Annotated in this window: 22 protein-coding genes; 11 read left to right on the forward strand and 11 right to left on the reverse strand. The window is 39.9% G+C overall.

What is annotated here, in order from left to right; translation table 11 throughout:
- Positions 1 to 178 precede the first annotated feature (178 nt).
- From F973_RS12185 to F973_RS12195, 3 genes are all read left to right on the forward strand, one after another.
- Positions 179 to 1,981, forward strand: coding sequence for an acyl-CoA dehydrogenase C-terminal domain-containing protein (locus F973_RS12185; RefSeq protein WP_004762048.1), 1,803 nt, complete (start codon positions 179 to 181; stop codon positions 1,979 to 1,981).
- A gap of 161 nt (positions 1,982 to 2,142) precedes the next feature.
- Positions 2,143 to 3,924 carry an acyl-CoA dehydrogenase C-terminal domain-containing protein gene (locus F973_RS12190; RefSeq protein ID WP_004762050.1) on the forward strand — a complete coding sequence of 594 codons (1,782 nt, stop codon included), beginning with the start codon at positions 2,143 to 2,145 and terminating at the stop codon, positions 3,922 to 3,924.
- A 122-nt stretch (positions 3,925 to 4,046) separates the two neighbouring features.
- Positions 4,047 to 4,544 carry a phosphate-starvation-inducible protein PsiE gene (locus F973_RS12195; protein ID WP_004762051.1) on the forward strand — a complete coding sequence of 166 codons (498 nt, stop codon included), beginning with the start codon at positions 4,047 to 4,049 and terminating at the stop codon, positions 4,542 to 4,544.
- A 41-nt stretch (positions 4,545 to 4,585) separates the two neighbouring features.
- Here F973_RS12195 and F973_RS12200 read toward each other — a convergent pair whose 3' ends face one another.
- Together F973_RS12200 and F973_RS12205 are read right to left on the reverse strand one after the other, a co-directional pair.
- On the reverse strand, positions 4,586 to 4,963 hold the full coding sequence (locus F973_RS12200; RefSeq protein WP_004762052.1) for an RcnB family protein: 378 nt from the start codon (positions 4,961 to 4,963) through the stop codon (positions 4,586 to 4,588).
- A 151-nt stretch (positions 4,964 to 5,114) separates the two neighbouring features.
- The gene (locus F973_RS12205; protein ID WP_004762054.1) at positions 5,115 to 5,606 is read right to left on the reverse strand and encodes an RcnB family protein; all 492 of its coding nucleotides are present in this window, start codon (positions 5,604 to 5,606) and stop codon (positions 5,115 to 5,117) included.
- Between the two features lie 167 nt (positions 5,607 to 5,773).
- On the opposite strand from F973_RS12205, the gene F973_RS12210 reads away from it, so the two are divergent.
- Positions 5,774 to 6,223: a hypothetical protein gene (locus F973_RS12210; RefSeq protein WP_171062070.1), complete on the forward strand. Its 450-nt coding sequence runs from the start codon at positions 5,774 to 5,776 to the stop codon at positions 6,221 to 6,223.
- A 26-nt stretch (positions 6,224 to 6,249) separates the two neighbouring features.
- Here F973_RS12210 and F973_RS12215 read toward each other — a convergent pair whose 3' ends face one another.
- Positions 6,250 to 7,713 (reverse strand): phospholipase D family protein, encoded by a 1,464-nt coding sequence (locus F973_RS12215; protein WP_155756470.1) that lies wholly within the window; start codon positions 7,711 to 7,713, stop codon positions 6,250 to 6,252.
- 79 nt (positions 7,714 to 7,792) lie between these two features.
- Positions 7,793 to 9,853, reverse strand: a complete 2,061-nt coding sequence (gene znuD, locus F973_RS12220; RefSeq protein ID WP_004762057.1) for a zinc piracy TonB-dependent receptor ZnuD — start codon at positions 9,851 to 9,853, stop codon at positions 7,793 to 7,795.
- A gap of 137 nt (positions 9,854 to 9,990) precedes the next feature.
- On the opposite strand from znuD, the gene F973_RS12225 reads away from it, so the two are divergent.
- From F973_RS12225 to F973_RS12240, 4 genes are all read left to right on the forward strand, one after another.
- Positions 9,991 to 10,761, forward strand: coding sequence for a DUF4184 family protein (locus F973_RS12225; RefSeq protein ID WP_004762058.1), 771 nt, complete (start codon positions 9,991 to 9,993; stop codon positions 10,759 to 10,761).
- 144 nt (positions 10,762 to 10,905) lie between these two features.
- On the forward strand, positions 10,906 to 12,687 hold the full coding sequence (gene aspS, locus F973_RS12230) for an aspartate--tRNA ligase (protein ID WP_004762060.1): 1,782 nt from the start codon (positions 10,906 to 10,908) through the stop codon (positions 12,685 to 12,687).
- 121 nt (positions 12,688 to 12,808) lie between these two features.
- The gene (locus F973_RS12235; RefSeq protein ID WP_004762062.1) at positions 12,809 to 13,030 is read left to right on the forward strand and encodes a hypothetical protein; all 222 of its coding nucleotides are present in this window, start codon (positions 12,809 to 12,811) and stop codon (positions 13,028 to 13,030) included.
- 5 nt (positions 13,031 to 13,035) lie between these two features.
- The gene (locus F973_RS12240) at positions 13,036 to 13,908 is read left to right on the forward strand and encodes a lysophospholipid acyltransferase family protein (protein ID WP_004762063.1); all 873 of its coding nucleotides are present in this window, start codon (positions 13,036 to 13,038) and stop codon (positions 13,906 to 13,908) included.
- A 19-nt stretch (positions 13,909 to 13,927) separates the two neighbouring features.
- On the opposite strand, the gene F973_RS12245 is transcribed toward F973_RS12240, so the two are convergent.
- Positions 13,928 to 14,740 (reverse strand): glycosyltransferase family 25 protein, encoded by an 813-nt coding sequence (locus F973_RS12245; RefSeq protein ID WP_004762064.1) that lies wholly within the window; start codon positions 14,738 to 14,740, stop codon positions 13,928 to 13,930.
- A 274-nt stretch (positions 14,741 to 15,014) separates the two neighbouring features.
- Here F973_RS12245 and F973_RS12250 point away from each other — a divergent pair, with 274 nt between their 5' ends.
- The 3 genes from F973_RS12250 (at position 15,015) to F973_RS12260 (ending at position 18,982) form a co-directional block, all read left to right on the forward strand.
- Positions 15,015 to 15,923 (forward strand): glycosyltransferase family protein, encoded by a 909-nt coding sequence (locus F973_RS12250; RefSeq protein ID WP_171055814.1) that lies wholly within the window; start codon positions 15,015 to 15,017, stop codon positions 15,921 to 15,923.
- 187 nt (positions 15,924 to 16,110) lie between these two features.
- The gene (locus tag F973_RS12255) at positions 16,111 to 16,998 is read left to right on the forward strand and encodes a hypothetical protein (RefSeq protein WP_004675546.1); all 888 of its coding nucleotides are present in this window, start codon (positions 16,111 to 16,113) and stop codon (positions 16,996 to 16,998) included.
- Between the two features lie 58 nt (positions 16,999 to 17,056).
- Entirely contained in the window at positions 17,057 to 18,982 is a 1,926-nt protein-coding gene (locus F973_RS12260; protein ID WP_004762066.1) for an acyltransferase family protein, read from the forward strand.
- A 16-nt stretch (positions 18,983 to 18,998) separates the two neighbouring features.
- Here the strand turns inward: F973_RS12260 and F973_RS12265 are convergent, their stop codons facing one another.
- From F973_RS12265 to F973_RS12290, 6 genes are all read right to left on the reverse strand, one after another.
- Positions 18,999 to 19,910, reverse strand: a complete 912-nt coding sequence (locus tag F973_RS12265; protein ID WP_004675540.1) for a capsular polysaccharide synthesis protein — start codon at positions 19,908 to 19,910, stop codon at positions 18,999 to 19,001.
- A 61-nt stretch (positions 19,911 to 19,971) separates the two neighbouring features.
- A complete protein-coding gene (locus tag F973_RS12270) occupies positions 19,972 to 20,730 on the reverse strand; it encodes a glycosyltransferase family 25 protein (protein WP_004675538.1) in 759 nt (252 codons plus the stop codon).
- 15 nt (positions 20,731 to 20,745) lie between these two features.
- The gene (locus tag F973_RS12275) at positions 20,746 to 21,741 is read right to left on the reverse strand and encodes a Stealth CR1 domain-containing protein (RefSeq protein ID WP_004675536.1); all 996 of its coding nucleotides are present in this window, start codon (positions 21,739 to 21,741) and stop codon (positions 20,746 to 20,748) included.
- Positions 21,742 to 21,772: 31 nt separating this feature from the next.
- The gene (locus F973_RS12280; protein ID WP_004762068.1) at positions 21,773 to 22,528 is read right to left on the reverse strand and encodes a hypothetical protein; all 756 of its coding nucleotides are present in this window, start codon (positions 22,526 to 22,528) and stop codon (positions 21,773 to 21,775) included.
- A 175-nt stretch (positions 22,529 to 22,703) separates the two neighbouring features.
- Positions 22,704 to 23,864, reverse strand: a complete 1,161-nt coding sequence (locus tag F973_RS12285; protein ID WP_004762069.1) for a nucleotide sugar dehydrogenase — start codon at positions 23,862 to 23,864, stop codon at positions 22,704 to 22,706.
- 139 nt (positions 23,865 to 24,003) lie between these two features.
- A complete protein-coding gene (locus F973_RS12290; protein ID WP_004675528.1) occupies positions 24,004 to 24,930 on the reverse strand; it encodes a branched-chain amino acid transaminase in 927 nt (308 codons plus the stop codon).
- Positions 24,931 to 24,943: the final 13 nt, after the last annotated feature.

The raw sequence follows: 24,943 nt of genomic DNA on the forward strand, positions 1-24,943 counted from the left end.
TATGCTTAAACAGGTTGAACCACAAACTTTGACTTAGCAGTCACTCAGAAATGACCTGTAAAAGCTTGTACCGAACGATGACTTGCTGCACGATTAGCGGTACAAAATGCTGCCATTGGGCACATTTATCATTGACTAAGATTATAACTCTGGTTTAACCAGTATTGAGGAAAATGCTATGCCACAATACAAAGCACCCTTACGTGATATGCAGTTCGTATTGCACGAATTATTAAATGCTGAAGCACATTACGCAAAACTTCCTGCATTTCAAGGCACCGTAAGCCGCGAATTGGTTGATCAATATTTAGAAGCAGCAGCTGATTTCTGTGAGAATGAACTTTCTCCTATCAACCAATCAGGCGACCGTGAAGGTTGTACCTGGAATGATGGTGTTGTAACGACTCCTACTGGTTTCAAAGAAGCGTATCAAAAATACATCGAACTTGGCTTCCCATCTCTTTCTGCTGATGAAGAGTTTGGCGGTCAGGGATTACCAAACTCTCTAGGAATCACAATTTCTGAGATGGTGGGTACAGCAAACTGGTCTTGGGGTATGTACCCAGGTCTTTCTCATGGTGCTGTTCGTACAATTGAACACCATGGTTCTGATGAACAAAAAGCGACGTATATGCCAAACCTTGTATCAGGTGTTTGGACAGGTACAATGTGCTTAACAGAATCTCATGCTGGTTCAGACTTAGGTATTATTCGTACTAAAGCAGAACCAAATGATGATGGTAGCTATGCAATTTCTGGCGAGAAAATCTTTATCTCTGCTGGTGAACATGACATGGCTGACAATATTGTTCACATTGTTCTTGCACGTTTACCAGGTGCACCTAAAGGCACTAAAGGTATTTCGCTCTTCATCGTACCTAAGTTCCTTGTAAATGCAGACGGTTCAGTTGGCGAGCGCAATGCTGTACGTTGTGGTTCGATCGAACACAAAATGGGTATCCATGGTAACGCAACTTGTGTGATCAACTTTGATAACGCGAAAGGCTTCCTAATTGGCCCTGAAAACCGCGGCCTAAACTGCATGTTTACGTTCATGAACACTGCACGTATTGGTACTGCAATTCAAGGTTTGTCTGCATCTGAAGGTTCTTTCCAAGGTGCTTTAGCATATGCGAAAGATCGTTTAGCAATGCGTTCACTTTCTGGTCCTAAAGCGCCTGAAAAAGAAGCAGATCCAATTATTGTTCACCCTGCTGTTCGTAACATGCTTTTAACTCAAAAAGCATTTGCTGAAGGTGGTCGTGCACTTGTTTACTTATTGGCTCAGTATGCAGATATCGTTGAAAAAGGCGAAACTGAAGAAGAGCGTAAGTTTGCTGACAACATCTTATCTTTGTTAACGCCTATTGCTAAAGCATTCTTAACTGAAACTGGTTACGAATCTGCAAACCACGGTGTGCAAGTATTTGGTGGTCATGGCTTTATTTCTGAGCACGGTATGGAGCAAATCGTACGTGATACACGTATTGCTTGCTTATACGAAGGTACAACTGAAATCCAAGCACTTGACTTGTTAGGTCGTAAAGTATTGCAAACTCAAGGTGCAATGTTGAAAGACTTCACCAAGATCATCCATAAATTTGTTGAAGCAAACAAAGACAATACTGCAATGCAAGAGTTCCTTGCACCATTGGCTGCTGCAAACAAAGAATGGGGCGATATCACGATGCAAATCGGTATGCGTGCAATGCAAAACCCTGATGAAGTTGGCGCAGCTGCGGTTGACTACATGTACTTCTCTGGTTATGTAACACTTGCATTCCTATGGGCACGTATGGCACTTGTTGCTCAAGAGAAATTGGCTGAAGGCACCACTGACGTTGACTTCTACAATGCAAAAGTAACGACTGCTCGCTTCTACTTCAAGAAGATTTTGCCACGTGTTCGCTCACATGTAGATGTACTTTCAACTGGTGTTGCGCCATTGTTTGAACTTGATGCGGAACACTTCGCGTTCTAATCATAGATTAAAGTGAGATGCAACGTTCATCACAGAAAAAGGACTGGTCAGTTTTGACCGTCCTTTTTTTGTTTAATCAATGCTAAATTTACATTATTCAATTTATTTGTTCGTTTTATTTGATCACTTTGCACATGACCTGTGCGTAAAAAGGAATGATTATGCCAATTTACAATGCACCTTTAGCAGACATGAAATTCATCTTAAATGATGTATTTAAAGCAGAACAATTCTGGCAGTCTAATGAGAATCTTGCTCATGTAGATGCTGCAACCGCCGAAGCAATTTTAGAAGAAATGGCAAAGTTTGCCCAAAACGTGACGCATCCATTAAACCGTACTGGTGATGAAGAAGGTGCACGTTGGGTTAATGGTGAAGTATTCACACCAGCAGGATTTAAAGAAGCATTCCGTCAATACGCTGAAGGTGGTTGGATTGGCCTAGGTGCTGATGAGGAATGGGGCGGTCAAGGCATGCCAAAAATGCTGACAGTATTGTCAGATGAAATGCTCTTTGCCACCAACCCATCATTCTTGTTGTATCCACTACTGTCTGTCGGTGCAGGCATGGCGTTAAGCAGTTATGCATCACAAGAACAGAAAGAAACGTATTTACCTAAAATCTACTCTGGCGAATGGTCAGGTACGATGTGCTTAACTGAACCGCATGCTGGTACAGATTTAGGGATTATTAAAACTAAAGCTGAACGCAACGAAGATGGTACTTATAACATTACAGGTACTAAGATTTTCATCACAGGTGGTGATCACGACCTCGCTGAAAACATCATTCACTTAGTTTTAGCGAAAACACCTGATGCTCCTGCAGGTTCACGCGGTATTTCTTTATTCATCGTGCCGAAATACATTGTAAATGCAGATGGTTCTTTAGGTGAGCGTAACCCTGTTGGTCCTGGTTCAATCGAACATAAAATGGGAATCAAGGCATCTGCAACCTGCGTGATGAATTTTGATGCGGCAAAAGGTTATCTGGTTGGTAAAGAAAACGAAGGTCTTGCAGCCATGTTCGTGATGATGAACTATGAACGTTTATCAATGGGTATCCAAGGTCTTGGCGCTTCTGAATTTGCTTACCAAAATGCAGCTCAATATGCGACTGATCGTTTACAAGGTCGCAGTGCTTCTGGTGTTAAATCTCCAAGCAAACCTGCGGATAGCATCTTAGTTCATGGTGATGTTCGTCGTATGTTATTGAATGTACGTGCAAATAATGAAGCATCTCGTGCATTTGCAGTATATGTAGGTCAACAGCTTGATATCACTAAATTCTCTACTGATGCAGAAGCAGTGAAAAAAGCAAATGACCGTGTCGCGCTGTTAACACCAATTGCAAAAGCTTACCTCACAGATACTGCATTCCAAGCAACTTTAGATGCGCAAATGGTATTTGGTGGTCACGGTTATATTCGTGAATGGGGTATGGAACAGTGCATCCGTGATCTTCGTATTTCTCAAATTTATGAAGGGACAAACGGCGTTCAATCTCAGGACTTAATTGGTCGTAAAACCATTAAGTGTGGCGGTGCTTTCATCGCTGAATATATCGCTGAAATCCGTGACTTTGCCAATGCACTGGACACAGACTTGAACTTCATTAAAGATGCAACCTTAGATGCTGCAACTGAAATCGAAGCAATTACTCAGTTCATTATTGAGCAAGCAGCTGAAAATGTAGATTTCCCGAATGCTGCTGCGGTGGATTATCTACATGCAGTTGGTCTACTTAGCTTTGCTTATATGTTTGCTAAGATTGCTGCTGCTGCAAAAGACAAGTCTGGTGATTTCTACCAAAACAAACTTGCTTTGGCACAGTACTTTGTTGACCGTATTTTGCCAGAACTTGATTCTCGCCTTGCGAAGATTAAAGCAGGTTCTGACTTGATCATGAACTTCAGCGAAGATTACTTCACTAATCAGGCTTAATTTTAGTCTGGTTATGCAAACTGCCTAGACCAATTGGTTTAGGCAGTTTTTTTATGACCGTTGTAAAATCAGCATAAAAATTGCATCCATTTTTATGATCATGTTGAGTACATTAAATTTCCATGTCTAGTTCAAAAGAGAAACTTGAAGACCTACAACGTCTATTCGACCGTTTAGGTCACTATGCGGTCGAAGCCTTTCATTATTTGGCGCTGTTTATTATCGGCTGTATGATCGCATGGTCAGCCGTGCATACGGTGATTGAAATCCTGACCGTTAAGCAATATGCAAGCATTGACGATATTCTGCTGTTATTTATCTATCTTGAACTGGGGGCGATGGTTGGGATTTATTTCAAGACCAATCACATGCCCGTGCGCTTTTTGATTTACGTGGCAATTACCGCACTGACCCGTTTACTGATTGCTGATATTCAGCATAATCATAAGGCCTCAATGGATCAGGTGATTATTACGGGTTCTATTTTAATTCTGGCTTTGGCTATTTTAGTGGTGCGTTTTGCTTCATGGAACTACCCCTCTGTGATCCGAGGCAAAGAGCAGGAACAACAACTTCCTGCAAATAAGACACCACGACCACAAGATGACGAACTTGCATAAATAAAAAAAGCAGGCTTGATGCCTGCTTTTGATCACTCATGTTATGCAACCCGATAGACACGGTATTTTGAATCCACCAGTACATATTTGCCCTGTACCTGCATCCAGTTATAGCCACGAGGTGGTTCATACAAGCGATGTAGGCGGTAGTTTGACACCACATAGCGGTTGCTACGGAATGCCGATGGTAAACGCTCGCCACGTTTAAAGTTTATTCGTTGTCCATAATGGTTTCCACGCTCTGCATTTGACCATCGCGGTGGATCTCTATGATCATTTCGGTGGTCATTTCGATCGTAACGCTGCTCATAACGATCTTTATAGTCGTGATGATTGTTCCAACGATTTGAATCTGCCATTGCTGAAGCAGATGCACCAAACATTAAACTTGATACCAACAAAATAACTGTCTTTTTCATTGTTTGATCCTCTGTTTTGATCTGAACTCAGATTAAGCAAAACTCTAGGAGAAACCATGAATAAATCCAGCGACATTGCAAAGCTTTGTAATGAAATCCAAGAAATTATGGAGGTCATTATCAAGGCACAATTTCAAAAACACCCAAGAAATCAGCGAATAATTTCGATGGTGAAATTATCATCGGTTACCAAGAGATAACGTCCATCCACCATGATCCAGTGTCGACCACGTGGCGGCTCACGCAAGGAATAATAGTCCCAGTCACGAACCACATAACGGTCACTACGAAACTCACCAGGCAGCTCATTCCCCACTACAAAAGCCTCACGGCGATAACTACCCTCATATTGGGTATCTGGATAATATTCAATCCGAACACTTGGTCGATGGTTGGGGTAAGAGTGGATATTATTTTGATAGGGCTGATAATAATAGCCTTTTGGTGGCGCAGTGGGGGTATAACGCTGACTTGAAAAGGCAAATGGGTTCTGTGCAGGCTGCTGATAAGATGGCGAAGCCTGATGCGAGGAGCGGCGCTCCACCCCACTATAACCGCTCCAGGCATTATCGGCGTAAACCATTGCGGGGAGACAGCTCAACACACTGATAAAAGCATAAACATCGTATTTAGATCGCAACATTGCCCTCTCCCATCATCAAATCCTAGCCTTTATTTTAGAGCAAAAAGTCAGCAATGACTGTTACCATTCGCTACCATTCAGGGCAAATCAAGGATGAAATAAGGAGGGATTTTTCGTCGAGTTTGAGAATATGCTAAAATCCATTTTTCAGTTTTGGGGCAATGTCAGTGTCTGAAATGAATTTTGATCGTCTCTATCAATTCTTCTGTAAGGTTCCAAGTGTACAGGAATCTAGAATCTTGGCGCATGGTACAGATGGTCAACATGCATGGTGGTTTAAGTTCAATATTGATATTGAGCATCCTTTGGCATGGCAAACTGTTCAGGAACTTGGGCATATACTGAATTATTTATCCACCAATGAACGCCTGCCAACCCAGTTCTTTCCTGTTTCACCGCCACCCTATATGAATGGTGAAGCCAAAGAGTTTCTGGCTTGGGTCATTCAATGTAACCATCCTGAATTTGATCCCAATACCGTTTGTGATTGGCTTGAAGCACGTTTGCCCAACCCTGTTGAAGATGAAAGCCAGTGGAAAATCAAAACGGATCTTAGTGAACTCGATCCGTTGGCTGATAAAGACTTAGATCAATTGATTCCACCAAATCCGCAATAAAAAAGAGGCTTAAAGCCTCTTTTTTTTTAGAAAGTCGATAAACCCGACCATTCCATAAAACGATATAGCCAGTATTTCACTTTTGACTCATCTGCATATTTTGAATAATCGACTGTCACCTGACGAGCATTGGCATTGCTCCACGCCGCATCAAAATATTGTCCTGCATCTTTAAACACCTGCGCCTGTGCTGAGCCAACCACTCGCATATCAGTTTCAAGGTTATAATTTTTCAGGTTACGTGCAGTGAAGTTCGCTGAACCCAAAATTAGCTCAGCTTGCTGGGCATTGTATTTGAACAGCATTTTGCTATGGCACTGTTCGCCATGTGTATCACACCAACGGATCGGGATGCCTGCGGCATGTAGCTCCGAAGCCACCTGACGGTTTGGAATGCCATTTTTTTGACGACCAAAGGCATCCTTGTTTGGGTCAATCATTAAACGAATATTCACACCACGTTGCTGTGCCTGCTTCAATGCCTCAATAATTTTGCGCTCAGACAGATAGAACATGGCCATATCCAGATGTTCCTTAGCCTTTGCTTCATGAATCATTTTTAACACAGCATCATAAATGGCTTTTTCAGTCAGCACCTGCACCTGTGGCAGGCTTTTATCTTCAGTGAATCCACCCATAATTACAAAAGGACTAGAACCCTGCGACATTTGCGCAACCGCCTGTTCAGTTTTAAGCACATCAATGGCTGTTGGTCCATCAACCACTAGAGCGACGTTACTATGATGTGAGCTGCCATCGTGTGGATTTGCAGAAGTCACTAAGCTTTTCCAACCCTGCTCTGTATCCACCACCAATGTTTTACGGTGATTCGCCTTAAAGTTAAATAGTTCCAGATAACTGCGCAAAGTAATCTTTTCATCGCCGAAAGGATTACTTAACCAGCCTTTTTCTGGGTTATTGCCCAGACTCTGGCAGCAAATGTACCAGAAGCCCGACCAGAGTGGATTTGAAGCACGCAATGGTTTTAAATCGGTTTCAATCACATCCACGCCTGCCTGACGTAGCTGACGGTAATGCTTTGGTGCTATCCCACCATAAACAGAATTGATTGGATCAGTAATGACAACCACCTGAATATTTGGGTCTTGACGACGCTTTGCGATCAATGCATTAGTCAGTTGCTGCGTTAAAGCAATCTGTTTAACTTTAGATTTTCCAACTTCCTGATTAAACAGGAACATATCCAGCACAATTGTGGTCTGTGCCTGATCAATCAGTTGAAAGACTTCCCTGAAAATATGTTGATCTACCTGTTGCTGACCCTGCGCATCCATATAGGTTTGATCTGCCAGAAATTTCACATTGGCATGGCGCAGTTGTCCCGTAAAATCCAGCCCTTGTGGGAGCGGTTTTACAGTGTGGTAAATTGCCGAAGCAATGTACCCAATCACCACAATACTCAATATGACTGCCATGTAACGTCGACTTGACCAGTTTAATTTTTGATGGATTCGTTGGAAGATACGCATATAAACAAAAAAAGCCCTAGCCTAATGGGTTAAGGCTAGAGCTTATACTTTGATTTTTCAATAAGATTTAAGTGATAAATTAGAAACTAAAATTCACACCAACGCTAAAGTTACGTCCCACCTGTGGAATGGTTGAAAGGAATGAGGCATGTTGATAGACCTGATCATCCAGCAGGTTGTTGGCATTCAGGAACACCCGATAATCGCTGACATTACTGTAATTACCTGAGTACGCCACACCGAGATTGAGCATGTTATAGCTTTGGCTGTCTGTTTCATAAGCCGCAATCTTGTCCTGCTGGAACACATGATAGTATTCAGCCGAACCACTCCAGTGATCATCAAAATCAGCATTGAGCTTAGTCCCTAAACGTCCTGCTGGCACACGTGGTGCATTGTCATTATCGATCTTGCCACGCACATAATCACCAAACACACTGAGCTTATAGATCGGTGAAATTTGATAGCCCGCTTCCGCTTCCGCACCATAGAACTTAGCTTTGTCCTGCGCATATTGCACTAGACGGAAGTCCTTATAACGGTCTAAGGTTTGGGCATAGATATATTCATCAAACCAGTTGTGATACACGTGGACATGATAGTCAAAAGTGTTGTCATCATAATGGAAGCCCAGTTCCACATTATTTGATTTTTCCTTGCTCAGTTGGTCATTGCCCAGCTCATAGGTATTGGTGGCGAAATGTCCACCATCTGCATAAAGCTCCTGCGCCAAAGGCAAACGCTCCTGATGAGACGTGACCAAAGAAAGTTTGTAGTTTGGCGCAAACTCCCAGTTGGCTGCACCAGAAACAGAAAAGGCTGAACCGTCGAAATCTTTTTTGCTTGAATCATCAATATCAATTTTTTGCTGGTCTACGCGTGCCGCCAACTCAACATGCACATCATTCAACTGGGCATGTTCCAAAGCGAACACACTCCATTTTTTGGTGGTGTTTGGTGCCAAAAAGGCTTCTTCACCTGTCAGTTCCAGCTTTTGTTGTCCGTACTGTGTACCAATCACACCCTCCCATGCACCCAGTGGGTTGTGTACCAACTCTAAACGTCCATCATAACCCTTGTTTTTAAAATGGGTCGCAATGGTATCTTCCTCGATTTCATCATGTTGATAATCGGTATAACTGGCTTGAGCACGCAATTTTTTAAAGCCCGCAAATGGCTCATCCAGTTCGGTACGCACGTCATAACGTTCAGATTTCAGGTCAATCCAGGGACCTGCTTCATGTGCATGATCCTGGTCGTGATCTTCGTGGTCATGCCCATCTTCATCATGGTCATGTTCGCCACAGTGCAGGCTGAGTCCATGTAAATGACAGCTTTCATATTCATGGCTATGTCCTGGCAAGCCATATTGGTCCTGACGGTTGCTATAGGAAATCCCCGTAAAGCCACGATCATAAATCCATGACAAACCGAAATTTACGGTCTGGCCTTTGGCAAAGGTGTTGTCAACACGGCGTTCCTTTTCGCCCTCATGTACATAATCTGGTGCGATATAGTCATTGGCTTCACGCTTTAAGCCCTCAACACGCAAGGCAACCTGATCACCCAAGCCCAGCGTTACACCTGCAGTCGCCAGCTTTTCATCACTACCTGTGTTGTAACGCAATGTCGCATTACCCTCATAGCCCTTTTCTGGCATTGCTGTTGGAAGTTTACTATCGGTGACATTCACCAGACCGCCTACCGTTCCAGCACCAAATAATAGAGTGGATGGCCCACGAATCACTTCAACCTGTTTTGCCAGCGCTGGATCAACCGTTACCGCATGGTCTGGGGAAAGTGTGGATACATCAATATTTTCAGAAGAATTTTGTAGAATTTTTATCCGTGGACCATCTTGCCCACGAATCACAGGTCGGCTAGAGCCTGCACCAAACTGATTGGAGGAAATTCCCGTTTCACCACTCAATGCCTCGCCAATGGTCACTGCCCCTTGCGCCAAGCGTTTTTGGTCTACCACTGTATCTGCAACTGCAAAGTCCTTTGAGGTTTGCTCAAGCGGATGTGCCTTAATGCGGATGGTGTCCAGCGTTGTCGCCTGCTCATTTTCTGCGGCAAATACAGATACAGACGCAACAGCCAAAATGGATAAGGTCAGAATATTTTTAGGAAATGACATACCATGTCTCAAATCAGTCGATCTTTATTTTTGTTATATTATAACATTTCATTATTTTTGCAATAAAAAACATACATGCAAACTTCATTTGTTAAACTGCCACTCCATGATTTAAGCATTCTTCATGATTCAAGCTTATGCCCTTTACTCTCTCTCATGCGGTGCTTGCTCCACCCTTATCCAAACTTAGTCGGGGTCATTTACCGATTGCAGCCTTAGCCATCGGCTGTATGACACCAGACCTGTATCGCTTGTTTACAACAGAAACCATTGCCTTACCCCATCAATGGTCAGGGATTTTATTTCCCAATCTTCCGATTGGCTTATGCTTTTGCCTGTTGTGGTATTTACTCTATCGCCCCGTGATTTATCGTTTTTTAGGGATCAGGCACCCTTTAAAGGTCAAATCCTTTGATGAAGTGGTGGCTTTTATACTGATGTGTTGTTTAGCCATCATTTTAGGAACAGCAACACATCTCATCTGGGATGGATTGACTCATTTAGACTTTCGCACCTTTGCCTTTCAAGACACGCTCGCCCAAAATATTTCCCTAGGGAATGTTCATTATCCCCTGCATTTTATTCTACAAATTGCATCATCCATTCTCAGCTTGCCTTTCTTATTGTGGATGTGTCTAAACTATTATCAAACCTACAAACAGGACACGCCTATTTCAGGGAAAATAAAGCTGTTTGCCTTGCTGAGTATGGCCATTTCAGTGACTGGTGGCATGTTGGCAGTATGGAAATACAGCCACACCATTTCGGCTGAACTGTGGAATACTGAACGTTACTTCTTTATTGGCAAAGCCATCAACCAGTTCTCCCAAAATGGACTCATACTATTTAGTATTTGCTGTTTAATGAGTTTGTGGCTGCATCGAAAAGCCCATATGGCAGAATTTTAACCCAAAGCATTGAATTAGGATTGTCCCCAAAGCATTAAGACTTGAGACTAGTCGTTCAACAAGGCATAATCTTCGCTCCATTGATGCTGCGCTGTTTACGTATGCATCTTCTACAGCCAATATAGTTTGGATAAATAATTCAATATGATGCGCACTCATTACTGTGGCTCTTTAACTGAAGCCCAAATCGATCAAACAGTTACTTTATGCGGATGGGTTCATCGTCGCCGTGATCATGGCGGTGTGATTTTCCTGGATATGCGTGACCGTGATGGCTTAGTTCAAGTCGTAATTGACCCTGATACACCAGAAGCATTTGCTACTGCGGATAAAGCACGTTCTGAATTTGTTTTAAAAATTACAGGTCGTGTTCGTCGTCGCTATGAAGGTACTGAAAATGCCAATATGGTGAGTGGTCAGATTGAAGTTTTAGCGAAAGAAATCGAAGTTCTTGCTGCTTCTGAAACGCCTCCATTCCCATTGAATGACGAAAACACCAATATTTCTGAAGAAATTCGTTTGAAATACCGTTTCCTGGACATTCGCCGTCCTGAAATGTTAGATCGCTTACGCTTCCGCTCTAAAGTGACTAACTTGATTCGTAACTACTTTGAAGATCATGGTTTCTTAGACGTTGAAACACCTATCTTGACTCGTGCAACTCCTGAGGGCGCACGTGACTATTTAGTACCCAGTCGTGTTTCAAATGGTAGCTTCTATGCACTGCCACAATCACCACAATTGTTTAAGCAGTTGTTGATGGTGGGTGGTATTGATCGTTATTACCAGATTGCTAAATGCTTCCGTGACGAAGACTTGCGTGCGGATCGTCAGCCTGAATTTACCCAAATCGACGTTGAAACATCGTTCATGAGTGACGATGACATCATGGATTTAATGGAAGGCTTAACAGTTAAAATGTTCAACGAATTATTGAATGTAAAATTCGATAAGTTTGAACGTATGACTTACGCTGACGCAATGCGCGACTATGCATCTGACAAACCAGATATGCGTATTCCATTGAAACTTGTTGACGTTGCAGACTTGATGCAGGACGTTGAGTTCAAGGTATTCGCAGGCCCTGCCAAGGATCCTAAAGGTCGTATTGTTGCGTTACGTGTTCCTGGTGCAGGTTCATTACCACGTAGTGCGATTGACGAATACACCAAATTCGTAGGCATCTACGGTGCTAAAGGCTTGGCTTATATCAAAGTCAATGAACTTGAAAAAGGCATTGAAGGTCTTCAATCTCCAATCGTTAAATTCATCGAACCAATCGTACTCGATTTATTAAAACGTGTTGGCGCTGAAAATGGCGACATCGTATTCTTTGGTGCAGACAAAGCGAAGATCGTAAATGACGCGATGGGCGCACTTCGTGTGAAAATCGGTCATGACTTGAATCTTGCAACGTGCGAGTGGGCACCACTTTGGGTTGTTGATTTCCCAATGTTCGAAGAAACGGATGATGGCAAATGGACTTCTGTGCATCACCCATTCACACTACCAAAATCAAGTGTTGAAGAAGTGAAGAGAAATCCAGGTGTGGCATTATCTGTTGCATACGATATGGTACTCAATGGTACTGAGATCGGCGGTGGATCACTGCGTATTTATACCTTAGAGATGCAGAAAGCGATTTTTGAAGCTTTAGGTATTGGTGAAGAAGAAGCAGAAGAGAAATTCAGCTTCTTATTGAATGCATTACGTTACGGTGCGCCTCCACACGGTGGTTTAGCATTCGGTCTTGATCGTTTGATTATGTTGATGACAGGTGCATCTTCGATTCGTGACGTGATTGCATTCCCGAAAACCAAGACGGCTGAATGTCCATTGACTCAAGCACCAGCACCAGTTGAAGCAAATCAATTGCGTGACCTTGGTATTCGTTTACGCGAAAAAGCAAAAGCTGAAGAAAAATAAACTTTAGGTTTATGATGCAATGGAACCCTGCTTAATGCAGGGTTTTTTATATTCGAGTTTTACTTTGCGATCATGTCTGCTAGTGGCATAATAGGCTGCTTTTTATTGAGAGGTCAGTCTTATGGCAATGCGTCCTGATGTACGTCGACACACGATTGTAATTATTGTGTTTTCACTGGCTCAATGGTTTTTCATGCGTTACATCCTCGCCAATGAACTTTTCAATATGACCACTTATCAACGCATCTTATATTTTTGTGTCAGTAGCTTAGCCGGCGCCTTACTGATCTTTGCAGCACTGATTTATATGGTGCTCAAAGGAAATGCGGATAAGCAAGATTAATTCACATGTCCTTTTATCGTACCTTGCTTCGAGTTTTACCTTTACCATTTTTACGTAGTATTGCAAAAGTGGCGGCATACTTTATCAATCAAAATCCAAACAAAAGTATGTTATGGAAAACTCGAATCAATTTAGCTCTCGCCTATCCAGAGCTAACGATCGATCAAAAAGAAAAAATGGCTCGGGAAAGCGTCACCAAGCAATGTCTCAGTTATATCGAATCTGGGAAATGCTGGGCAATGCCTCCTGAGTGGAGCATCCAGCAAATTCATACTGTGCATAATTTAGAAGTCTTAACTGATGCACTCAATGATCCTAAAGGCGCTTTAATTATTACCCCTCATCTTGGAACTTGGGAAATGATGAATGCTTGGGTACACCAATACGGTATCCCCACCATCATGTACAAACCGATGAAAGATAGTGGCTTTAATAGCTTTGCTCTCCATGCTCGTCAGCGACTCAATGCAACATTGGTTCCAACTGATGCCAATGGTGTAAAGGCTTTATTTAAAAACCTTAAACAAGGTGGATTTAGTGTAATTTTGCCCGACCATGTGCCCCAACCTTCAGGTGGTGTTGTGGTTCCTTTCTTCGGGATTCCCTGCCTTACGAGCACATTAGCAAGTAAAATGGCACAAAAAACCCAGTGTCGTTTAGTGGGCCTAAGCTGTTTTCGTCGCGAAGATGATGAAGGTTTTGATGTCTACTGTGACGATCTAAACGATCTTCAACTCTATGATCGAAATATTGAAGTCGCAACGACAGCATTGAATAAAGCAGTTGAACAGATGATCAACCGCTTTCCTACAGAGTACATGTGGGGATATAAAAGGTTTAGGGGCGAGAATGCTTCAGATGAATTATATAAAAAATAATCTTATCTTTTCAAAGTGATTATTTAAACTTAACTTTTGTGAGCCTTTTTCCTTTCAACACTAAAACAAACTCTTTCAACAATTTAATTATTTGCGCCGAGAGTCTCAGTCTCTCTCGTTGTATTTTTTGAACAAAGTTAAGCTTAGGCTTAATTTGATATTCGTACTCTCCTTTGCGAATGTTCCTATCTTTTTCTAAAAAACTTGGGAAGTTAACATGCTGCCCCAAAAGATGATCTTGAATACAAAGTGCTGGTAGCATTTGGAAAATCTGATTAGGGAACTTTGTCATATAGTCTTTAAAAACAATATGATCAACTGGAATCAACTGTTCATAAGTTGCTAATAAATTGAGTAAATCACGAGCTGCTTGCTGCGATAGAATATAGCCACTACACCCCATATGTACGGTCTTTAATAAAGATAATTTACGCTTTGAAGGCAAACTTCTAAAAGAAGACTCCACCCCCACTTTAGGATAAAAAGCTTCCAACTTAATAATTGAGCAGCCCTCAGGAATCCAATCACTTTTAGTTAAGAAAATAGTAGCTTCTTCTCCTAAATGAATATCGTCTTCAAAAATTGCGATATGACTCAAATTTTCATCGATTGCCTTTTGCCATAATGCAGCATGACTTAATAGACAAGCCACTTCACTTTTAGCAAGATCTGTTTTTGTTATATCAAGTCCTAAAGCATTTGCAATCTGCTCCATCGTGGCAGGCGTGACAGCATCAAAGAAACAAAAATCTATCGCCTGTTTCTGAAAAATCGATAAAATATGATCGCGACGCTGATCCGCATAAGTAAGGCTGATCACATAATTCTTCATAGTATAATCTTCACTAGCAACAACGTGCCACAATGCATTAAGATATTAAAATCTAAGTATTATTCATATTCTATCTTGTAAATACAACAACAAAGTAAAACACATTTGTACCAATATCGAAATCCTGCGTTGATTTGTTCATCAATACACATCAATGCTAGTCATGTTGAAAAGATAGACTTACAATGTTAGTTTTTAATTTATCATGCAGTTCTTTTAGATGTTATCTTCTACTTACTGCATTGATTTTATAAATAATGAAGTGATTGCAGATATGAACAATGAAGTAATTAAAGTATTTGTGGGTTGTGATCCCAACAACTGTGATTTAGAACAAATGATGGTTTTAGATTACAGCATTCGAAAACACACCCAACACCCTGTTGAAATTGTTTGGATGCAATTAAGCCATGACCCTAAAAGTCCATGGTACAGTAATCAAGAAACTCGAGAAGGTTGGCATACAGAAAAATGGGCAACTCCATTCTCAGGTTTCCGTTGGGCAATCCCTGAGTCATGCAACTTTCAAGGTCGTGCCATCTATATGGATGCGGATGTCGTTGTTTTATGTGACATTGCTGAGCTATGGTCACATCCACTGAGTAATGATGCGATCGTGATCGCAAAGGGTGGAAAGAGTACTGCTCGTTTATGCACCTGTGTATGGGACTGTGAAAAAGCTAAACAACATTTGCCTACATTAAAAGAACTACAAGCAGATCCTGAGGGACATAAAAAACTGATGCAGCTCATCAAAGAAAAGCCTGAACTTGTTCAACCTTATCAAGATTCATACAACAATATTGATGGTGAAGGTCTTCCAATTGAGCAAATTAAAATTTTGCATTACTCTGATATGGGTACACAGTTTAGTCATAAATATGCCTTACCGCGCCTTGAAGCATCTGGGCAAAAGCATTGGTTTGATGGGAAAATCATGCCGCACCCACGTGAAGACCTTGTCGCATTATTTGATCAATACTACCAAGAGGCTCTTGAAAATGGGTATCGCCCTGAAAACTATACGATCACTCCTTTCGGTAATTTTTCAAAAGCAACACAGATCAACTATCATGGCAACAAAGTAACCCGTCCAGATACAGAGGCGAACTGGTTTAATCGCTCAGTTCAATCGCTTAAGTCTGTATTTAAAGGAAAAAAGAAATTTTCTTTAGATGATTAATGCTTTCGCAGCTACAATAACACTACTTCTTTTAAACAATATACGATGGGGGAGGTAGTGTTAAAATATTCAATACAGATTCACTCTCCCACAATCGCGCTAATAATAAAAAATATCATATAATTAAGAGATTAATTTTAGTCTATCCTCCATCCTATGGTGGTAAACTTATACCTGAGTAAACTCGATGCAACAGATTTTCAATCGTATTACACAAAATATTTTCAAGTTCCTTTATAAGTCTTTCCATTCCAAAGCATATAAACATAATCGCCGCTATTGGCCATACTACAAGACTGTTCGCAATAGCGAAGGCGACTTAGAGCAATTATTTTTTAATAAAAAATTAATTGCCGATCATACAAAACCATTTAAAAGTCAAAAAAATACCTGTGTATTGGTTGCAACTGGGCCTTCTGTCAAAGATATAGATCAACGTTTTCTGACCAATCCTGACTATGACTATATTGGTGTGAATGGTGCTATTTCACTAGATCACATTCACTTTAAATATTACGTAATTATTGATTTTAATTTTACGACTAAGCGTTTCGATCTAATATTAAAAGTTCTTAACAGTGATTGTATATTTTTCACAACGCCTCGTTGTTTAGACATCATTTTAAAAAGAATTGACCCAAGTCAAATTAAGTGCGAAATCAAAATCATCGAGACTATTTTCCAAGATAAAACTGTTGAACCATTCATGGGTAAAAAGCACAAACTAGATTTAGAAAAACCTTATTTTCACTTATATGGCGAATTTGGCTTTTCAACGAATATATTCAATGCAGTATTTGATTATTTAACTGTACCATATGTGGCATTACAAGTCGCATATGCAATTGGTTTTAAAGAAATTTATATCGCTGGATTAGATATGAATAATTTTTCTCAGCCACGTTTTTATGAGAGTATAGAAAACAAACAGCCAACAATGTTAGATCAATACCTACATTTAATTTTTCCCGCTTTTGATGCTGCGGCTGAATTCTTTATAGAGCACCAAGTTCAGGTTTATAATCTTTCCCCCACAAGTGCCATAGAATCTTTTAAAAAAATCAATACAATCTAATTATCCAGTCATTATGAAATAAATCATACAATTACTCTTTTTTTAGAAAACTTATTGCATGAGCATCAATACTTTTAGGAATGATATTAATGGATTAAGAGCTTATGCTGTAATTTTAGTTGTACTTTTCCATTTCCAAATATTTGGGTTTTCGGCTGGTTATCTTGGCGTTGATATTTTTTTCGTCATTTCAGGTTATCTGATGACAAAAATTATCATTGAAAAACTGTATAAGCAGCAGCTTTCTTTTACAGATTTTTATCTCGCTCGAATTGTACGAATATTTCCAGCACTTTTATTCCTTATTGTATTTCTTACCATACTGGGTTGGTTTATTTTTATTCCAGAAGACTTTAAGAATTTTGCTAAAGATGCACGATACAGTCTGACTTTTCTATCAAACGATCTTTATTATCGCCAAGCTGGTGATTATTTTGCTGCCGATACACATGATAAAGCCCTACTTCACACTTGGTCTCTTTCGGTTGAATGGCAGTTTTATCTTTTATTTCCTCTCTTGCTCTTTATTTATGCAAAATTTGATAAAAAATTAAAATATATTGGTATTTTTTTAAGTCTTATACTTATTGCTTCCCTATCATTTTCAACATTAATGACAGCTAAAGATACCATGTATGGGTTCTTTAAGCTGACAACGCGTACGTGGGAACTAGTTGCTGGAGGTTTGGTATATTACTACTTTAATAATAAACAACTCACTGCCCCACTACAAAAACTCAGTGAAGGTTTGGGTTTTACCTTTATTCTTCTTAGTCTAGTTTTATACGATCAGAATACACCTTGGCCAAGCTTTTTAGCCTTATTACCAGTGATGGGTACAATGCTCATCTTAATTGCTAATCGTCAAAATTCAATTTTCACTCAAGCAAAATTCATCCAAAACATTGGTAGTGCATCGTATTCTATTTATTTATGGCACTGGCCTGTATTTTTCTTATTGAATTATTTTTTTATTAAATTAAATTTTATTAGCTTAAGTCTCTCCCTCGGACTCTCTTTACTCTTGGGGTGGTTAAGTTATAAATACATCGAAGGTAGTCGAAAATCCCTACAAAAGCTCAAAAAAGGGCATATATATTTATTGTTTATTTCCACCCTACTCTTACTTTATCCAATCTATAAACATATAGAAGAAAATGGTCTTGCAAGTCGAGAAAAATCTAACACTCCCTCTAATCTAGACAAAATGCAAATGCCAAGTGTTGAAAATGGGTGGTGTTTTTATAATATTAAAGATAACCATAATCTCAAAGTAGGCTCACAAGGATTTGAATGCTCAATTGCTTCAGAACAGAAAAATGCAAAATCGGCACTGTTATTTGGAGATTCATTTGCAGGTCACAATAGCCCGTTTTGGGATCAGATTGGAAAGAAGCTGAACTTAAATATACAAGCCATTACGACAAACTGGTGTTATCCAAGTCTTAATAAAGAGTTTACAGGGAACAAACAATCTACAGCGTATCAACAGTGCTTATTAAATCGTGAGTATTTATCTAAACATATAGATCAATACGATGTGTTGATATTCGCAGGCCGTTGGTCTGACATCGTACAGCAAAACCAGCAAAATGGTTTTTCTGAATTACTTAAGGTCGCTGAAAAACATCATAAAAAGGTCATCGTAATGTCTGAACCTTATGCTTTTAATAAAAACATCAGCCTACTTTTTAAAAGAGCCATGTGGTTGCATCGAGATCTGAACTTACAAAGTTATATGAATAACCCGAAAGCCACTGAACAAAAACGAGCAACAAAAATCATTAACGAGATCGTAAGCAAGCACCCAAATACAATATTACTCACCCAACAAGAACTATTTAGATCAGATCAAATGGCTACAGATACAATCCCATATTCTCTGGATGGTAGACATATCTCGATCATAGGCTCACTTGCTTCTGCCGAATACTTCGAGCAACAAGCAAAATACGAGACCTTAAAACAATTTATTTGGGAGTAGCCCTTATAAAACTAAATTAAATATCAATTAAAGACCCTTCAAAATACATCCCTTTATTATAGAACTGGCATAAATAGTTACGCTCTTTCCCTGCCAGTTTTATCAATTTAGGATGTTCATCGGCTGGATAATTAATCGCCATGTTAATTAATATTTTTTCTTTAACCCATCTGTTTTTGACTTGGTAATAGAATGCATTTTCATCACAATCAATCAAGCTAATACTCGGAAAATTTTTTCTCATAATCTTTTGGCAAGCAACATATGCCACCAAATATTCTAAATTACTGATCTGTTGAAAAATGTCCTTTGTATTTGATTCAGTTGCCTTAATATTCTGAATATACTTTTTAGGTGTTTGTTGAATTGCTAAATATAATTCTTCATACCATTGTTTAAAGAAAATATTATGACCCACGCTTGCTAATAACCAATTTTCTAACACAGGGAAATTCAAATTAGTAGTATTTTTACGACGGTAATAAGCAAAATTCGCGGTCTTTTTTTCAACCATAAGCTCCGAAATCCAGTCGAGACGGTCATATAGGATGATACTTGCATCCAGCCAAATCCCTCCATGATTGTACATTAGATCAAATCTAAGTAAATCAGCTTTTTGCTGGGCCGTTGCATCTTTAAGTTGGCTAAAATCAATATGACTATATTGATTAACATTCTCTGGATTAAGTACAAAAACCTCATATTCAGGATTCTTCTCACGCATCCGATCAATGCATTTCTCAACAAACTCAGGAATATCGTTTTCCCAATACATCCATAACTTTTTTGGTAAAACTATAGTTTCCTCTGTTTGATTAAATGTGAGTAACCCAGCATAGTTATCAATTTTTTTGTTTTTATGCCTAATTTTATACGAATACATCAAATGAAATTTCACTAGATAAAACAATTTCTTAAAGATTTTCATTTAAATACTCAGCTATAAAATGAATACATTAAAGGACTTTTTACTCGCATAATTACAGCGTTTAAGAGAGTAAATTCCTAATCGCATAAAAACGGTCACGCCACATTCTTTTCTGCTTCTTAAAACCATGTGAAGCACTTCTATTTTCCAGTGCTTTGCGCTTAATACCCTGTGTTGCCACAGTGCCTAAAATATCACTATCAATCCCAGCAGGCTGAACAAAAGGCTGCCACACCCCCAATCCTTTGCCATTTTTACTTAACCAGCTTTGAAAAAAGATATCGACTGGCACTTGCATGGTTTTACCAAGCTCAACAAATGCCTCAGCACCTGCTCTTGACCATACTAATCCTACACCACGGATGGGAAAGTAATAAGCATGCCAGATTGTATAACCATCAATCTGAACGATGTCTTTTGCCAATTTCTTCTTTTTTGCAGCAAGATTCACCACATACCATTCGAGTTCTTTATGCTGATCAAGATAGCTGATTAATGAATTAAGCTTTTGTTTAAAGTTTGGTAATACTTGAATATCATCTTCAAGGACAACAAGATAATCCGCATCCGTTTCTAAAAATTTTTTAGCACAACCATAATGGCTGAGATAGCACCCCAACTCAGAACTAATTAAACTACGACCTAATATTTTTTGGGCTGCTGCATCATCATAATTTTCAAATTCGGATAATGCTTTACCACGCCCATCATAAGCAGGGAAACGAGAAAATGCCCAACCCGCTTGTTGCAACTGAGCTGTCGCATTTGCTAAACGCTGATCACTACCCTCTAGATTTATGAGATAAGTAACAACTTTCATCCGATCTTCCTTTGCTTATCCTGCTATCGTCGCTTGGATCTGACTAGGCAAAACATCTTTAAATTTATGAATAAGTGCATGGCGTATATGCTGTTCATCATTCTGTTGCAGTTGGTCCAAACTTTGGATACAACCAAATTTAATATCAGGATTTGATAGAGCCTGAGTAAACGACTCTAAATCACGATGATCTTTTAAATAAGCGATTTCAACATCATCGTTGAGAATTGCTTGGTCATTTTTAATCGCTAGGTGATTAGATAAACCTACAGGTAATATCTGATCGATATTCCTAAATTTAAAGCTAATTTGCTTCTGTAATTGTTGCATATTTTTTTCAAAATAATTGCATAGAAGTATCCGACTCAAGATATGCGGACGATGGTGAATCTCAAAATATTGAGACATGCCAACACAATCTGCACTTAACATTTGCGCCATTGTATATGAGGGTTGTGCCAGTTTTCCAAATTTATTTTGCACAAACTTTCTAACAATATATTTGATTTTTTTTACTAGATTACTTTCCCAATGCCCATACATCACCATTTGACTATCAATTAAAAAGTCTTGTAGATCAGAGGGTTGATTAAAGAAGAAATCATCATTTAAATAAATAAAATAATCTGAAATACTCGGTATATTCCAAAGCATCGTTTCAATACTTAAAGAATTAAACGTCGGCAATGCAAATTCGTATCCTCTAAACAACTCCGTGTGGTCGACCACTCTAATCTTGCCTTTCTCACAGAGATTCTGCTGCTCAAACTGATCCAGCCATTGTGGTGTTTGTTGATCAGTGACTACATAAATTTTCCCGCAATACGGTACAAATTTGAGTATGGAGGCAATACAGAAATAAATTTCATCATTACTCGCAAAACGCGTTGCATCTAAAGCATTTGACGGTGCAGTTTGATTTATAAATTGTTGACGCTTGTTTTTTAACTTAGGATCATTTCCATCCACCCAAGCAATTACGATATCAATAGGTTGTATTGTATCTTTCATAAATCAAACTCTTGTAATGATGTCGTCTTACTTACTGCCAAGACTCTTTGATCCAATCAGAAGGCAATACATAGCGATACCACTTACCACCACCGCCATTCACAGCATCAGGTGGATTAATTTCGCCATGGAAAATAATAATTTTGGCATCTTTAGGTTTTACTGGCGGCTTAAAATACGCCAATGGAATTTTTTGCAGACAATGATATTTATAGCTCTTACACCAAGCATCATTCCAATAGCTTAATTTCCCCTCTTTATGCACAAACCATGATAAATAGGCCTGCTCATTACGGAACTTTTGACGGATTTCATCAAAATGCTCACGAAAATAAGGCAAAATTTCAGGAAAGGCACCCAATTTAAAACGATAGACTGAGCTATTGCCTGTAATGCGCCAAGGACGTTTCCAGTCATGAATAATCAGGAACTCGCCTTTTTCTTGAAAGAAGCAGTCAATATTATCAATAATCACAACATCAAGGTCGAGAAAAAGTGCATTCCCCTTTAAACCATATAAATCAGGTTCAAAGGTTGAAAGCTTGTTCCAGCCACGTTCAGGCGCACCTGCTGGCAAGTCTAGAGGCGGGATTGGGAAGCATTGTACATTGGGGTCAATTCCCTCAGTACGATCAGTCAAACAGACCATTTTAAACGGCAAGGTCACATGGCGTTTAACCATGTTATACAAACGGTTGACATATTCTGCACCATACTTGGTTCCCCATTTCATGCACAAAATAATATTGTCTTCATGAGTTGCCGAATCTTGTTGAATATCTGCCATTTGATAACCTTAATGCTTGAGATATGATGTGCCACTTTGCCGTCTTAACATGCAATTAAGTGTTCAATCATATGCACTGAATGTTGAGTTATCTTAGCATAGACCTCATCAACTTTTTTATTATTAATTCGTCAAGTAAAGACAATTCTAAACTTAATCTTTATACAAAATTAGGCTAATTCACCCCAAACAAGTCTCTGGTATAAATCTTTTCCATCACATCACTGAACATGGGCACCATCCGATTGACAATGATGAGATCAGACAGTGATTTAAACTTTTGCAGGCTGGACTCAACAGGATGACCTAGATACTCACTTACATCCAGAGTTGGTTCATAAATAACAATTTTCACTCCCTGATCAGCCAGTCCCTGCAAAACATCATGTACCGCAGATTCCCTAAAATTATCGGAATCAGCTTTCATGGTGAGTCTGTAGATGCCAACACAGGATACATCTCGTCTTAAAATATCATCCACAATCGCCTGCTTACGGGTTTGGTTGGATCGGATAATGGCTGAAATCAACTCTTGTGGTGTTTCATGATAATTGGCGAGCAACTGCTTGGTATCTTTTGGCAGACAATAACCACCATAGCCGAAAGATGGATTGTTATAGTGATCACCAATACGTTGATCTAAACCCACGCCCGTAACAATGTCCAAAGTACTTAATCTGTTTTTTAAGCAATAGGTATCCAGTTCATTGAAGAAAGCCACACGCATGGCTAAGTAAGTATTGGAAAATAGTTTAATCGCCTCGGCTTCTGTCGAATCCACACATAGAATCACCGCATCTTTTTTAATGCTTGCCTTAAGATAAAGCTTGGCTATTTTTTCAGCCCGCTTTGACTTTTCCCCCACAACAATTCTTGATGGATATAAATTATCCTGTAGCGCCTGCCCCTCCCTCAGAAACTCAGGAGAAAAGATCAGGTTTTTAAGACCTAAACGTTTGGACAGCTCAGCCGTATAGCCAACTGGAATGGTCGATTTTAAAACAATCAAGGCTTTGGGGTTAATTGCCTGAATATCAGTAATCACGTTTTCTATGCTTGAGGTGTCAAAATAATTGGTTTCAGGATTATAGTTGGTTGGTGTTGCGATAATGATCAGCTTGGCATGTTGATAAGCCAGCGCTTTATCACAAGTTGCATCAAGGTTAGATTCGGATAGATAGTTTTGAATACAGGAATCACTGATCGGTGAAATTCGCTGGTTGATATTTTTCACTCTAGCCTGGTCAATATCAAGCACAGTGACATCGTGTTGTCTTGAAAATAATAATGCATTTGATAGGCCCACATAGCCTGCTCCAACCACCGTAATTTTCATTATTGCTCTATTTTTTAATTCAGTTTAGAGACAACTTAGTTCAGTTAAATGAAAGATTGATGATGCTTTGATTGCAGTCTATTGACAATTTGGCAATAAAAAAGCGAAGCCTAAGCCTCGCTCTTTCAAACATTTGGACTTACTTCACATAAGTCAGCCAATCTGCATATTTCTCATTACGACCTTGAACCGCATCAAAGAAAGTCTTCTGAATCACAGTGGTGATCGGACCACGTGAACCACAACCGATTTCACGGTCATCATATTCACGAATTGGTGTCACTTCCGCTGCTGTACCTGTAAAGAATGCTTCATCAGCAATGTAGAACTCATCACGGGTGATACGGCGCTCGATCACTTCATAGCCAAGGTCTTTGGCAATGGTAATCACGGTTTGACGGGTAATTCCCTCAAGTGCCCCACCAGCCAAATCAGGCGTATGTAACACGCCATCCTTGATTAGGAATACATTCTCACCTGCACCTTGACATACAAAGCCCTGTGGATCAAGCAACATGGCTTCGTCATAACCTGAACGCGCCACTTCCTGATGTGCCAGGATTGATACCGTATAGTTACCACAGGCTTTTGCCTTACACATGGTCACGTTTGGATGGTGGTGGGTAAATGATGAGGTTTTAACACGAATACCACGTGCCATTGCCTCTTCACCAAGGTATGCACCCCAGCCCCACGCGGCAACCGCAGCATGGATGGTATTGTCAGTTGCGGCAATTCCCAGCTTCTCAGAACCAATCCAGATCAATGGACGCAAGTAGCAAGATGCCAATTTATTTTCACGTACAACGTCGATTTGTGCCTGTTCCAATGTCGCCTGATCAAATGGAACATTCATTTGATAAATTTTTGCTGAATTTAACAAGCGCTTGGTATGGTCTTGTAAACGGAAGATTGCAGTACCATTTGGGGTTTCATAAGCACGGACACCTTCAAAAACACCCATACTGTAGTGCAGTGTGTGTGTTAAGACGTGGATTTTCGCATCACGCCAATCAACCAATTTTCCATCTTGCCAAATAAAACCATCACGATCAGCCAAATTCATGGCACATACTCCA

Origin of the sequence: Acinetobacter sp. CIP 102129 (assembly GCF_000368305.1) — a bacterium.
GTDB lineage: Bacteria > Pseudomonadota > Gammaproteobacteria > Pseudomonadales > Moraxellaceae > Acinetobacter > Acinetobacter parvus.